This is a genomic window from Streptococcus sp. 27098_8_76 (assembly GCF_041432315.1).
Classification (GTDB): Bacteria; Bacillota; Bacilli; order Lactobacillales; family Streptococcaceae; genus Streptococcus.
In genome coordinates, this window is record NZ_JAPVZI010000018.1 from 1 (window position 1) to 14,097 (window position 14,097).

Annotated in this window: 14 protein-coding genes; 11 read left to right on the forward strand and 3 right to left on the reverse strand. The window is 40.4% G+C overall.

Annotation, left to right across the window (positions count from 1 at the left end; genetic code table 11):
• Nucleotides 1-135 precede the first annotated feature (135 nt).
• On the reverse strand, nucleotides 136-834 hold the full coding sequence (locus tag O3636_RS10270; RefSeq protein WP_004248332.1) for a GntR family transcriptional regulator: 699 nt from the start codon (nucleotides 832-834) through the stop codon (nucleotides 136-138).
• 141 nt (nucleotides 835-975) lie between these two features.
• Here O3636_RS10270 and guaA point away from each other — a divergent pair, with 141 nt between their 5' ends.
• The 3 genes from guaA (at nucleotide 976) to O3636_RS10285 (ending at nucleotide 4,821) form a co-directional block, all read left to right on the forward strand.
• Entirely contained in the window at nucleotides 976-2,538 is a 1,563-nt protein-coding gene (guaA, locus tag O3636_RS10275; protein WP_371643037.1) for a glutamine-hydrolyzing GMP synthase, read from the forward strand.
• Nucleotides 2,539-2,748: 210 nt separating this feature from the next.
• The gene (gene tnpA, locus O3636_RS10280; protein ID WP_261049331.1) at nucleotides 2,749-3,213 is read left to right on the forward strand and encodes an IS200/IS605 family transposase; all 465 of its coding nucleotides are present in this window, start codon (nucleotides 2,749-2,751) and stop codon (nucleotides 3,211-3,213) included.
• 321 nt (nucleotides 3,214-3,534) lie between these two features.
• The gene (locus O3636_RS10285; RefSeq protein ID WP_261049332.1) at nucleotides 3,535-4,821 is read left to right on the forward strand and encodes a U32 family peptidase; all 1,287 of its coding nucleotides are present in this window, start codon (nucleotides 3,535-3,537) and stop codon (nucleotides 4,819-4,821) included.
• Between the two features lie 150 nt (nucleotides 4,822-4,971).
• On the opposite strand, the gene O3636_RS10290 is transcribed toward O3636_RS10285, so the two are convergent.
• Nucleotides 4,972-6,228 carry an ISL3 family transposase gene (locus O3636_RS10290; protein ID WP_371643040.1) on the reverse strand — a complete coding sequence of 419 codons (1,257 nt, stop codon included), beginning with the start codon at nucleotides 6,226-6,228 and terminating at the stop codon, nucleotides 4,972-4,974.
• Between the two features lie 329 nt (nucleotides 6,229-6,557).
• On the opposite strand from O3636_RS10290, the gene O3636_RS10295 reads away from it, so the two are divergent.
• From O3636_RS10295 to O3636_RS10330, 8 genes are all read left to right on the forward strand, one after another.
• Complete coding sequence (locus O3636_RS10295; protein ID WP_001054557.1) at nucleotides 6,558-6,758, forward strand: F0F1 ATP synthase subunit C; 201 nt, start codon at nucleotides 6,558-6,560, stop codon at nucleotides 6,756-6,758.
• A gap of 32 nt (nucleotides 6,759-6,790) precedes the next feature.
• Nucleotides 6,791-7,504 carry a F0F1 ATP synthase subunit A gene (gene atpB, locus O3636_RS10300; protein ID WP_261065056.1) on the forward strand — a complete coding sequence of 238 codons (714 nt, stop codon included), beginning with the start codon at nucleotides 6,791-6,793 and terminating at the stop codon, nucleotides 7,502-7,504.
• Nucleotides 7,505-7,517: 13 nt separating this feature from the next.
• On the forward strand, nucleotides 7,518-8,012 hold the full coding sequence (gene atpF / locus O3636_RS10305; RefSeq protein WP_000558549.1) for a F0F1 ATP synthase subunit B: 495 nt from the start codon (nucleotides 7,518-7,520) through the stop codon (nucleotides 8,010-8,012).
• Nucleotides 8,012-8,548 (forward strand): F0F1 ATP synthase subunit delta, encoded by a 537-nt coding sequence (locus tag O3636_RS10310; protein ID WP_371643043.1) that lies wholly within the window; start codon nucleotides 8,012-8,014, stop codon nucleotides 8,546-8,548. Before atpF ends, O3636_RS10310 begins: the two co-directional genes overlap by 1 nt.
• Nucleotides 8,549-8,562: 14 nt before the next feature.
• Entirely contained in the window at nucleotides 8,563-10,068 is a 1,506-nt protein-coding gene (gene atpA, locus O3636_RS10315) for a F0F1 ATP synthase subunit alpha (protein ID WP_023942963.1), read from the forward strand.
• 15 nt (nucleotides 10,069-10,083) lie between these two features.
• Complete coding sequence (locus O3636_RS10320; RefSeq protein WP_000301215.1) at nucleotides 10,084-10,962, forward strand: F0F1 ATP synthase subunit gamma; 879 nt, start codon at nucleotides 10,084-10,086, stop codon at nucleotides 10,960-10,962.
• An 85-nt stretch (nucleotides 10,963-11,047) separates the two neighbouring features.
• A complete protein-coding gene (gene atpD, locus O3636_RS10325; protein ID WP_371643045.1) occupies nucleotides 11,048-12,454 on the forward strand; it encodes a F0F1 ATP synthase subunit beta in 1,407 nt (468 codons plus the stop codon).
• 10 nt (nucleotides 12,455-12,464) lie between these two features.
• A complete protein-coding gene (locus O3636_RS10330) occupies nucleotides 12,465-12,884 on the forward strand; it encodes a F0F1 ATP synthase subunit epsilon (RefSeq protein WP_000068043.1) in 420 nt (139 codons plus the stop codon).
• A gap of 44 nt (nucleotides 12,885-12,928) precedes the next feature.
• Here the strand turns inward: O3636_RS10330 and O3636_RS10335 are convergent, their stop codons facing one another.
• Nucleotides 12,929-13,942 (reverse strand): lactonase family protein, encoded by a 1,014-nt coding sequence (locus O3636_RS10335; protein ID WP_371643047.1) that lies wholly within the window; start codon nucleotides 13,940-13,942, stop codon nucleotides 12,929-12,931.
• Between the last annotated feature and the right edge of the window lie 155 nt (nucleotides 13,943-14,097).

Here is a 14,097-nt window from a genome sequence, read left to right on the forward strand (position 1 = left end):
GTCTGTGACAGAGAGATTTTATGTAGTATTTTATACTCAATGAAAATCAAAGAGCAAACTAGGAAACTCGCCGCAGGCTGTACTTGAGTACGGCAAGGCGACGTTGACGCGGTTTGAAGAGATTTTCGAAGAGTATTAATTGTTTTCAAGATAAAATTCAAAACGTTCGCCTACATATTGACTTTTTACGTATTCAAAAGCTGTCCCATCTTCTAGGTAAGAAACCTGAGTCAGTCCAAGAATAGCATGTCCTTTTTCAACTTCCAAATAGTGAGCAATTTTTTCCTTAGCAAGACGAGCATAGATGGTCTGTTGAGATTTGCCTATACGGTAGCCGTGTTTTTGCAAGGTTTGGAAGAAATGACTGGTGATTTCTTCTTTTTTAAAGTCCTTAATGAATTTTTCAGGAATAGAAGCAACTTCATAAACCAGAGGAACTTGATCCGCATAGCGAACCCGCTCCATTCGGATAATATTGTCCGTTGGAGAAATTCCTAGCTTGGCAACTTCCTGCTCATTGGGAATGGTTTTTCTGTAGGAAATGAGCTGGCTAGAGGGAACTTTACCTTGGGCCTTAACAATTTCAGTAAAACTGGTTGTCCCTCGCATCTTTTCTTGTACTCGAGTACTGGAAACAAAGGTTCCACTTCCTACACGGCGCTCTAAAACGCCTTCTTCGACCAAGAGGGAAATAGCTTGGCGGAGGGTCATGCGGCTGACCGCAAACTGCTCTGCTAAATCTCTTTCACTGGGAAGCCTCTCACCAATAGCCCAACGGTGCTCGTCAATATCCTTTTTAATCTGATCATGGATTTTCATATAAGCAGGTAGCATATTTTTCACTTCATTTCTATCTTTTCTCTATTGTACCTCAATAAACTAGAAAAAGTCAATCTTCGCCTTGTTTAGTTGGTAATTCGCCCTTATTTGTGATAGAATATTGAAAAAAGATATTTCTTTTGAGAAAGGAAAAAGATGAGCAACATTTCAACTGATTTGCAAGATGTAGAAAAAATCATCGTATTGGATTATGGTAGCCAATACAACCAGCTGATCTCACGCCGTATCCGTGAGATTGGTGTTTTTTCAGAACTAAAGAGCCATAAAATTTCAGCTGCTGAAGTTCGTGAAATCAATCCTGTAGGAATCATCCTTTCAGGTGGTCCAAACTCTGTATACGAAGATGGTTCATTCGATATTGACCCAGAAATCTTCGAACTTGGAATTCCTATTTTGGGAATTTGTTACGGTATGCAGTTATTGACCCATAAACTTGGAGGAAAAGTTGTCCCTGCAGGTGATGCTGGAAATCGTGAATACGGTCAATCAACCCTAACTCACACACCATCAGCGCTTTTTGAATCAACACCTGATGAACAAACTGTATTGATGAGCCATGGTGATGCAGTTACTGAAATTCCTTCTGACTTTGTTCGTACAGGTACATCAGCTGACTGCCCATATGCAGCCATTGAAAACCCAGATAAACACATTTACGGTATCCAATTCCACCCAGAAGTTCGTCATTCTGTATACGGAAATGATATCCTTCGTAACTTTGCCCTTAACATCTGTAAGGCTAAAGGCGACTGGTCAATGGATAACTTCATTGATATGCAGATCCAAAAAATCCGTGAAACCGTCGGTGATAAACGTGTCCTTCTTGGCCTTTCAGGTGGGGTTGACTCATCTGTCGTTGGAGTTCTTCTCCAAAAGGCTATTGGCGATCAATTGATCTGTATCTTCGTGGATCACGGTCTTCTTCGTAAAGGAGAAGCTGATCAAGTTATGGACATGCTTGGTGGTAAGTTTGGTTTGAATATCGTCAAAGCAGACGCTGCTAAACGTTTCCTTGATAAACTTGCTGGCGTTTCTGACCCTGAACAAAAACGTAAAATCATCGGTAACGAGTTTGTTTATGTCTTTGATGACGAAGCAAGCAAGCTCAAAAATGTGAAATTCCTTGCTCAAGGAACTCTTTATACAGACGTTATCGAGTCTGGTACGGATACCGCTCAAACTATCAAGTCACACCACAACGTGGGTGGTCTTCCAGAAGATATGCAGTTTGAATTGATCGAACCACTCAATACTCTTTACAAGGATGAAGTTCGTGCCCTTGGTACAGAGCTTGGTATGCCAGATCATATCGTATGGCGCCAACCATTCCCAGGACCAGGACTTGCGATCCGTGTTATGGGAGAAATCACTGAAGAGAAACTAGAAACAGTTCGTGAATCAGACGCTATCCTCCGTGAAGAAATTGCCAAAGCTGGCCTTGACCGCGATATCTGGCAATACTTCACAGTTAACACAGGCGTTCGTTCAGTCGGTATTATGGGTGACGGTCGTACGTACGACTACACTATTGCAATCCGTGCTATTACCTCTATCGATGGTATGACTGCTGATTTTGCCAAAATTCCATGGGAAGTGCTTCAAAAAATCTCAGTACGTATCGTAAACGAAGTGGATCATGTTAATCGTATCGTCTACGATATTACAAGTAAACCACCTGCAACAGTTGAATGGGAGTAGTCATCTAAGGACTAATTTATGTAGTTTAATGAGCCAGTATCATTGGATACTGGTTTTTACTTATGTGACTATTAGTCCGTCTCGCTCCGCTAGGTGCGAGACAAAAAAACCACCCGCTATGCGGGTGCGCGTCGAAGGTTATACCAAAAAAACTCCGAACGCGATACAATAAAGGTGTTCAAGCCAATTGTAAAGCGAAAGGAGAAAAATATGGCACAAAAGGCACATAGTTTATCGCACACAAAGTGGCACTGTAAGTATCACATTGTGTTCACCCCTAAGTATAGACGAAAAGTAATCTATAATCAATATCGGAGTAGTTTAGGCGAAATATTTCATCGCTTGTGTAGTTATAAAGGAGTTGAAATTATCGAGGGTCACTTAATGCCAGACCATGTACATATGTTAGTCAGTATTCCACCAAGGATAAGTGTTTCTAGTTTCATGGGTTATTTAAAAGGAAAAAGTTCACTCATGATGTTTGACAAACACGCCAATCTCAAGTACAAGTTTGGGAATCGGCATTTCTGGACGGAAGGTTATTATGTGAGTACGGTGGGACTCAATGAAGCCACAATTAAGAAATATATCCAAGAACAGGAAAAGCATGATATAGCAATAGATAAATTGAGTGTAAAAGAATATGAGGATCCCTTTAGGGATAGTGGTAAGTAATACTAAAGCCTCTTTAAGAGGCAAGTGACGAGTCAAGAGCAATGAGGCTTGAACAACGTGAAAGCCAGCGTCTTTAGGCGCTGGCTGGTAATTTGGGCTTATAGCCCTGGTTCAAACCACCCGTTAGACGGGTGGTCATGATTTTCTAGACTTTTTGGCTACTTGTTAAATTGGTTTATATTCGATAGTTTAACAATTACTATACAAAGCTTAAAATATTAGAATTGTCAAAACAATCTGTCTAGGCTTGATTTTATGGCTTATTTACTATAAAATGAGAAGGAAAAACGTCAAACTTTTATATTGCAAATAGGAGAAAACATGACAAAAACATTAAAACGTCCTGAGGTTTTATCACCTGCAGGGACTTTAGAGAAACTAAAAGTAGCTGTTCAGTATGGAGCAGATGCTGTCTTTATCGGCGGTCAGGCCTACGGTCTTCGCAGCCGTGCCGGAAACTTTACCTTTGAACAGATGGAAGAAGGCGTCCAGTTTGCGGCCAAGTATGGGGCTAAGGTCTATGTAGCTGCCAACATGGTTATGCACGAAGGAAATGAAAAGGGAGCAGGTGAGTGGTTCCGTAAGCTGCGTGATATCGGGATTGCTGCAGTTATCGTGTCTGACCCAGCCTTGATTATGATTGCAGCGACTGAAGCACCGGGTCTTGAAATTCACCTCTCTACTCAAGCCAGCGCCACTAACTATGAAACTCTTGAGTTCTGGAAAGAATTGGGCTTGACGCGTGTCGTTTTGGCGCGTGAGGTTTCAATGGAAGAATTAGCTGAAATCCGCAAACGCACAGACGTTGAGATTGAAGCCTTTGTCCATGGAGCTATGTGTATTTCTTACTCTGGTCGTTGTACGCTTTCAAACCACATGAGTATGCGTGATGCTAACCGTGGTGGTTGCTCTCAGTCTTGCCGTTGGAAGTATGATCTTTATGATATGCCATTTGGGAAAGAACGTAAGAGCCTTAAGGGAGAGATTCCAGAAGAATTTTCAATGTCAGCCGTTGACATGTCTATGATTGACCATATCCCAGATATGATTGAAAATGGTGTGGACAGTCTGAAGATTGAAGGACGTATGAAGTCAATTCACTATGTTTCAACTGTAACCAACTGCTATAAGGCAGCTGTTGATGCTTATCTAGAAAGTCCAGAGAAGTTTGAAGCTATTAAGCAGGATTTGATTGATGAGATGTGGAAGGTTGCCCAACGTGAATTAGCAACAGGCTTCTACTATGGTACACCATCTGAAAATGAGCAGTTATTTGGTGCTCGCCGTAAAATCCCTGAATACAAGTTTGTCGCTGAAGTGGTTTCTTATGATGATGCGACACAAACAGCAACTATTCGTCAACGGAATGTCATTAACGAAGGAGACCAAGTAGAGTTTTACGGCCCAGGTTTCCGTCATTTTGAAACGTATATCGAAGATTTACATGATGCCAAAGGCAATAAAATCGACCGCGCTCCAAATCCTATGGAACTCTTGACAATCAAGGTTCCACAACCTGTTCAAGCAGGAGACATGGTTCGCGCTCTCAAAGAGGGTCTCATCAATCTTTATAAGGAAGATGGAACTAGCGTCACAGTTCGTGCTTAATAAGCAAGCAGGAGACGAAAGCTTTCTAGTTGCTTTCCCTTTAATCCTACTTACTAAAGAGCATTAGGTTAAAGAAAATATATCAAATTCCATCCGAGATTTCATCTCGGATTTTTGGCTCTTTGTCAACTGTAGTGGGTTGAAGAAAAGCTAAGCTCGAGAAAGGACAAATTTCGTCCTTTCTTTTTTGATATTCAGAGCGATAAAAATCCGTTTTTTGAAGTTTTCAAAGTTCCGAAAACCAAAGGCATTGCGTTTGATAAGTTTGATGAGATTATTGGTTGCTTCTAATTTGGCATTAGAATAGGGTAACTGAAGGGCATTGACGATTTTCTCTTTGTCCTTTAGAAAGGTTTTAAAGACAGTCTTAAAAAGAGGATGAACTTTCTTTAGATTTTCCTCAATGAGTCCGAAAAATTTCTCCGGTTCCTTATTCTGAAAGTGAAAAAGCAAGAGTTGATAGAGATGATAGTGGTGTTTCAAGTCTTCTGAATAGCTCAAAAGCTTGTCAATAATCTCTTTATTGGTTAAGTGCATGCGAAAAGTAGGGCGATAAAATCGCTTATCACTCAGTTTACGGCTATCCTGTTGAATGAGTTTCCAGTAGCGCTTGATAGCCTTATATTCATGAGATTTTCGCTCAAATTGCTTCATGATTTGGACACGAACACGACTCATAGCACGACTAAGATGTTGTACAATGTGGAAGCGATCTAGAACGATTTTGGCATACGGAAAAAGATGTTTAGCCAAGTCATAGTAAGGACTAAACATATCCATAGTAATGATTTTCACCTGACAACGAACAGAGCGATTGTAGCGCAGAAAATGATTTCTTATGATAGTTTGTGTTCTACCCTCAAGAACAGTGATAATATTGAGCTTATCAAAATCTTGAGCAATGAAACTCATCTTTCCCTTAGTGAAGGCATATTCGTCCCAGGACATAATCTCAGGGAGGTAAGAAAAATCAGACTTAAAACAGAATTCATTGAGCTTGCGAATAACAGTTGAAGTTGAAATAGACAGCTGATGTGCAATATCGGTCATAGAAGTCTTCTCAATTAGCTTCTGGGCAATCTTTTGGTTGATGATACGAGGGATTTGGTGATTCTTCTTGACGAGAGAAGTCTCAGCTACCATCATTTTCGAGCACTGATAGCACTTGAATCGACGCTTTCTAAGGAGAATTCTAGTAGGCATACCAGTCGTTTCAAGGTAAGGAACCTTAGACGGTTTTTGAAAGTCATATTTCTTCATTAGACTTCCGCAATCAGGACAATATGAAGTCTCATAATCCAATTTAGCGATGATTTCTTTATGTGTGTCCCTATTAATAACATCCATAATTTGGATATTGGGGTCTTTAATATCGAGTAGTTTTGTGATAAAATGTAATTGTTCCATAGGATTCTTTCTAATGATGGTTTGGTTGCTTTTCATTATAGATCTTATGGGACTTTTTTTCTACAACAAAATAGGCTCCATAATATCCATAGGGGATTTACCCACTACAAATATTATAGAGCCGGATTTTTTCATTATTTTTCAGAAAGACCTATATAATGGTCGGATTTATTACAAGTTTTTTCCGATTTTTTCTATATAGTAAGCTCAAAAATAGTAAAATTATAAATAATTTCCATTAAACGCTTTCAATGTTGGTAAAAAGTTGACAAATCCAATTTTTAGGACTAAACTAAGTAAGTAAATTTTAATTAAAAGGAGAATTCGTCATGAATTTAACATTTTTCGGTCTATGTCTTGCCTGTATGGGTGTGTCTCTTGGTGAGGGGTTGTTGATGAATGGTTTGTTGAAATCAGTAGCTCGCCAACCAGATATTATCGCTGAGTTTCGTAGTCTGATGTTTTTGGGGGTTGCCTTTATTGAAGGAACTTTCTTCGTAACTCTTGTCTTCTCATTTATTATTAAATAACGAAATATAAATTGGAGAAGGGAGAATGTTAGATGGAAGAAAGTATCAATCCAACCATCAATATTGGTCCTGTTACCTTTGATTTAACTTTGACAGCCTTGACTTTGCTGTCTGTGTTTCTGATTTTTGCATTTATCTATTGGGCAAGTCGTAATATGACGTTGAGACCCAAAGGTAAACAAAATGTACTAGAGTATCTCTATGATTTTGTAATTGGATTTACAGAACCTAACCTTGGTTCCCACTACATGAAAGATTACTCACTCTTTTACTTATGCTTATTTCTTTTTATGGTCATCGCCAATAATCTTGGTTTGATGGCTAAACTTCAAACAACAGATGGAACAAACCTTTGGACATCGCCAACTGCAAATCTTTCATTTGACCTTGTCTTGTCTTTCTGTATTATTGTGATGGCGCACATTGAGGGGATTCGTCGTCGTGGGATTAAACAATACCTAAAAGGTTTTGTGACTCCTGCATTTATGACACCGATGAATCTACTTGAAGAAGTCACGAATTTCCTTTCTCTTGCTTTGCGGATTTTTGGGAATATCTTTGCAGGTGAAGTAATGACAAGCTTGCTTCTTTTACTTTCACATCAGGCTATTTTTTGGTATCCAATCGCATTTGGGACAAACTTAGTTTGGACTGCATTTTCCGTGTTCATTTCTTGTGTACAGGCCTATGTCTTTACACTATTATCCTCTATGTACCTAGGAAATAAAATTAATGATGAAGAGTAGAAAGGAGTAACTGATGCACGTAACAGTAGGTGAATTAATTGGTAATTTTATTTTAATCGCTGGCTCTTTTATCCTTTTGCTAGTCTTGATTAAAAAATTTGCATGGTCTAATATTACAGGCATTTTCGAAGAAAGAGCTGAAAAAATTGCTTCAGATATTGACAGAGCTGAAGAAGCACGTCAAAAAGCGGAAGTATTGGCTCAAAAACGCGAAGATGAATTGGCTGGTAGCCGTAAAGAAGCTAAGACAATCATTGAGAATGCGAAAGAAACAGCTGAGAAAAGTAAGGCTAGTATTTTAGCAGATGCTAAACTAGAAGCAGGACGCTTAAAAGAAAAAGCAAACCAAGAAATTGCTCAAAACAAAGCTGAAGCTTTACAAAGCGTTAAGGGTGAGGTAGCAGATTTGACAATCAGCTTAGCTGGTAAAATCATCTCACAAAACCTTGACGGTCATGCCCATAAAGAACTCATTGATCAGTATATCGATCAGCTAGGAGAAGCTTAATGGACAAGAAAACAGTAAAGGTAATTGAAAAATACAGCATGCCTTTTGTCCAATTGGTACTTGAAAAAGGAGAAGAAGACCGAATCTTTTCAGACTTGACTCAAATCAAGCAAGTTGCTGAAGAAACAGGTTTACCTTCTTTTTTAAAAAAAGTGGCAGTAGACGAGTCTGACAAGGAAAAAACGATTGCTTTCTTCCAAGACTCAGTGTCACCTTTATTGCAAAACTTGATTCAGGTTATGGCTTACAATCACAGAGCAAATCTTTTTTATGATGTGCTTGTAGATTGTTTGAATCGACTTGAAAAAGAAACAAATCGATTTGAAGTGACGATTACGTCTGCTCATCCTCTAACTGATGAACAGAAGAGTCGCTTGCTCCCTTTGATTGAGAAAAAAATGTCTCTTAAAGTAAGGAGTGTAAAAGAACAAATCGATGAAAGTCTCATTGGTGGTTTTGTCATTTTTGCCAATCACAAGACAATTGATGTGAGTATTAAACAACAACTTAAAGTTGTTAAAGAAAATTTGAAATAGAAAGTGGTGTTCTTTTGGCAATTAACGCACAAGAAATCAGCGCTTTAATTAAGCAACAAATTGAAAATTTCAAACCCAATTTTGATGTGACTGAAACAGGTGTTGTAACCTATATCGGGGACGGTATCGCGCGTGCTCACGGCCTTGAAAATGCCATGAGTGGAGAGTTGTTGATTTTTGAAAACGGCTCTTATGGTATGGCTCAAAACTTGGAGTCAACAGACGTCGGTATTATCATCCTAGGTGACTTTACAGATATCCGTGAAGGCGATACAATCCGCCGTACAGGTAAAATCATGGAAGTCCCTGTAGGTGAAAGTCTGATTGGTCGTGTTGTGGACCCACTTGGTCGTCCGGTTGACGGTCTTGGAGAAATCCACACTGATAAAACTCGTCCAGTAGAAGCGCCAGCTCCTGGTGTTATGCAACGTAAGTCTGTATCAGAACCATTGCAAACTGGTTTGAAAGCTATTGACGCCCTTGTACCGATTGGTCGTGGTCAACGTGAGTTGATTATCGGTGACCGTCAGACAGGGAAAACAACTATTGCGATTGACACAATCTTGAACCAAAAAGGTCAAGATATGATCTGTATCTATGTCGCGATTGGACAGAAAGAATCAACCGTTCGTACGCAAGTAGAAACACTTCGTCAATACGGTGCCTTGGACTACACAATCGTTGTGACTGCTTCTGCTTCACAACCATCTCCATTGCTCTTCTTAGCTCCTTATGCTGGGGTTGCCATGGCGGAAGAATTTATGTACCAAGGGAAGCATGTTTTGATTGTTTATGATGATTTATCAAAACAAGCGGTAGCTTATCGTGAACTGTCACTCTTGCTTCGTCGTCCTCCAGGTCGTGAAGCCTTCCCAGGGGATGTTTTCTATCTTCACAGCCGTTTGCTTGAGCGCTCAGCTAAAGTTTCTGATGAACTTGGTGGTGGATCAATTACAGCCCTACCATTTATCGAGACACAAGCAGGAGATATCTCTGCCTATATCGCAACTAACGTGATTTCTATCACTGACGGACAAATCTTCCTTGGCGATGGTCTCTTCAATGCAGGTATTCGTCCAGCCATCGATGCGGGTTCATCTGTATCTCGTGTAGGTGGTTCTGCACAAATCAAAGCCATGAAGAAGGTTGCTGGTACACTTCGTATTGATCTTGCTTCATACCGTGAGTTGGAAGCCTTCACTAAGTTTGGTTCTGACTTGGATGCAGCAACACAGGCTAAGTTGAACCGTGGACGTCGTACAGTTGAGGTCTTGAAACAACCTGTTCATAAACCATTACCTGTTGAGAAACAAGTAACCATTCTCTATGCTTTGACACATGGTTTCTTGGATACTGTTCCAGTAGATGATATTGTTCGTTTCGAGGAAGAGTTCCATGCCTTCTTTGACGCTCAACATCCAGAGATTTTGGAAACCATTCGTGATACAAAAGACTTGCCAGAAGAAGCAGTCTTGGATGCTGCGATTACAGAGTTTCTCAATCAATCCAGCTTCCAATAAGAATAGAGGTGTCAGATGGCAGTATCTCTAAATGATATTAAAACAAAAATCGCCTCAACAAAAAATACGAGTCAAATCACTAATGCCATGCAAATGGTATCAGCTGCTAAGCTTGGCCGCTCTGAAGAAGCTGCTCGCAACTTTCAAGTTTACGCTCAGAAGGTTCGCAAACTTTTGACAGATATTCTTCATGGTAATGGAGCTGGTGGTTCAACCAATCCGATGTTGATTAGCCGTCCTGTCAAGAAGACAGGCTATATCGTCATCACTTCAGACCGTGGTTTAGTTGGAGGGTATAATTCTTCTATTCTGAAAGCCGTTATGGAGTTGAAGGAAGAATACCATCCAGACGGTAAAGGTTTTGAAATGATCTGTATCGGTGGAATGGGAGCTGATTTCTTTAAGGCTCGTGGTATTCAACCACTTTATGAATTACGTGGCTTGGCGGATCAACCTAGCTTTGATGAAGTTCGTAAGATTATTTCAAAAACTGTTGAAATGTATCAAAATGAACTTTTTGATGAGCTCTATGTCTGCTACAACCACCATGTCAACACACTAACCAGTCAAATGCGTGTGGAACAAATGCTTCCGATTGTTGACTTGGATCCAAATGAAGCGGATGAAGACTACAGCTTGACTTTTGAATTGGAGACAGGCCGAGAAGAAATTTTGGAGCAGTTGTTGCCTCAGTTTGCAGAAAGTATGATTTACGGAGCTATTATCGATGCCAAGACAGCTGAAAATGCTGCCGGTATGACAGCCATGCAAACAGCGACAGATAATGCCAAGAAAGTCATTAATGATTTGACAATTCAGTATAACCGTGCCAGACAGGCGGCGATTACACAAGAAATTACAGAAATTGTAGCAGGAGCTAGTGCCTTAGAATAGGCACTAGTCCAGCTCGTATGAAAATGAACTTAGGACCTAGTTGAGCTAGGAACCGACAGTATCTTATATAGAATAGGAGAAGGAGATGAGTTCAGGTAAAATTGCTCAGGTTATCGGTCCCGTTGTAGACGTCTTGTTTGCAGCAGGGGAAAAACTTCCTGAGATTAACAATGCACTTGTCGTCTACAAAAATGACGAAAGAAAAACAAAAATCGTCCTTGAAGTAGCCTTGGAGTTGGGAGATGGTATGGTCCGTACTATCGCCATGGAATCAACAGATGGGTTGACTCGTGGAATGGAAGTATTGGACACAGGTCGTCCAATCTCTGTACCAGTAGGTAAAGAAACTTTGGGACGTGTCTTCAATGTTTTGGGAGATACCATTGACTTGGAAGCTCCTTTTACAGAAGATGTAGAGCGTCAGCCAATTCATAAAAAAGCTCCAACTTTTGATGAGTTGTCTACCTCTTCTGAAATCCTTGAAACAGGGATTAAGGTTATCGACCTTCTTGCCCCTTACCTTAAAGGTGGTAAGGTTGGACTTTTCGGTGGTGCCGGAGTTGGTAAAACCGTCTTGATTCAAGAATTGATTCACAACATTGCCCAAGAACACGGTGGTATTTCAGTATTTACTGGTGTTGGGGAACGTACTCGTGAGGGGAACGATCTTTACTGGGAAATGAAAGAATCAGGTGTAATCGAGAAAACAGCCATGGTATTTGGTCAGATGAATGAGCCACCAGGAGCACGTATGCGTGTTGCCCTTACTGGTTTGACAATCGCTGAATACTTCCGTGATGTAGAAGGCCAAGACGTGCTTCTCTTTATCGATAATATCTTCCGTTTCACTCAGGCTGGTTCAGAAGTATCTGCCCTTTTGGGTCGTATGCCATCAGCCGTTGGTTATCAACCAACCCTTGCTACGGAAATGGGTCAATTGCAAGAACGTATTACATCAACCAAGAAGGGTTCTGTAACCTCTATCCAAGCTATCTATGTGCCAGCGGATGACTATACTGACCCAGCGCCAGCAACAGCCTTCGCTCACTTGGATTCTACAACAAACTTGGAACGTAAGTTGGTACAATTGGGTATTTATCCAGCCGTTGATCCACTTGCTTCAAGCTCACGTGCCTTGGCACCTGAAATCGTTGGAGAAGAGCACTATGCAGTTGCTGCTGAAGTAAAACGTGTCCTTCAACGTTACCATGAGTTGCAAGATATCATTGCTATCCTTGGTATGGATGAGCTTTCTGATGAAGAAAAGACCTTGGTTGCTCGTGCCCGTCGTATCCAGTTCTTCTTGTCACAAAACTTCAACGTTGCGGAACAATTTACTGGCCAGCCAGGTTCTTATGTTCCAGTTGCTGAAACTGTTCGTGGCTTTAAGGAAATCCTTGATGGTAAACATGACCACTTGCCAGAAGATGCCTTCCGTGGTGTAGGTTCTATCGAAGATGTGATTGCAAAAGCTGAAAAAATGGGATTTTAAGAGGTGATCTATGGCTCAGTTAACTGTCCAGATCGTGACACCAGATGGTCTCGTCTATGATCACCATGCCAGCTATGTATCGGTTCGAACTCTGGATGGTGAGATGGGGATCTTGCCACGACATGAAAATATGATTGCGGTTTTAGCAGTTGATGAAGTAAAGGTAAAACGTATTGATGATGAAGATCACGTGAACTGGATTGCAGTAAACGGAGGCGTTATTGAAATTGCCAATAATACCATCACAATCGTTGCGGATTCTGCAGAACGTGCTCGTGATATCGATATCAGTCGTGCAGAACGTGCCAAGCTTCGAGCAGAGCGTGAAATTGAAGAAGCACAAGACAAAAACTTGATTGATCAAGAACGTCGTGCGAAGATTGCACTGCAACGTGCCATTAACCGAATTAATGTCGGAAAAAGACTATAAGAAAAAAATGAACTTGAGTTATCAAGTTCATTTTTTATGTTTTCTTAAGGGGCAAAACTGATGCAGACAGCTTCTGGAACATGGAAGTCGTTGGAAAGTTCGGCTAGACGACCAGTTTCAGGATTGCGTTTAAAGATGGTTGCATTGTCAGAGTCTTGATGGACAGCAATGACAAATTCTTGGTCTGGTGTCAAATCAAAATCACGTGGAGTCTGACCATGTGTCGGAACGATTTCTAACAACTCTAAACTACCGTCCGCAAGGATTGTATATACTGCGATAGAATCATGACCACGGTTAGAAGCGTAGAGGTATTTACCATCTTTAGAGAGACGAATAGCAGCAGTACCATTAAAGCCTTCATAACCGTCTGGTAGAGTTGAAATGACTTGCATGCGTTCAAATTCGCCAACACCATCGTAGATTAGAACTTCAATAGTGCTATTGAGTTCACAAATGAGATAAGCGATTTTATAGTGGTTATGGAAAACGATATGGCGTGAGCCTGATCCTGGCTGGCTGTGATAGGTATAGAGTTTAGATAATTTCCCTTTTCGATCAAGGTCATAAGTGATGACTTGGTCAGTACCCAAATCACAGGTCACTAGATAGTGGTCAGGTGTTAAATCTGTATAGTGAACGTGGGGAGAAGCTTGATTTTCATGTGGACCTTGGCCACTGTGTTGATCCACATCACTAAGTAGAAGACTACCGTCTTTCTGACGTTTATAAACAAGGACCTGTCCTTTATGGTAGTTGGCTGCATAGACCAAATCACGCTTTTCATCAACAGCAACATAACAGTGGGGAGCTCCTTCTTCAACGACATGATTTAATAAAGTCCCGTCAGTTTGATAGGCTGCAATTCCTCCCTTATCGTCTTGACTACCAACAGTGTATAAATGTTGGTGCTGGTCAAAAGCAAGGTAGGTTGGACTTGGTTCAGGAGCAAAAAGTTCTAGATTTGCAAGTTGACCAGTGTCTGTATCAAAGTCTGCCTTGTAAATCCCCTGGGAAATTCGACGTGTATAAGTTCCAAAATAAACAGTTTCTTTCATAACTTTACCTCTATATAAAGATAAGACTATTATATCACAAAAATTGTAGTTGGAGGGACTCTATAACACATAATTAAACATAATAAAATATTGAATTTAACTTGTTTTTGTATTGATTTCCTTTTGAAAAGTGCTATAATAATCCTATACAAATT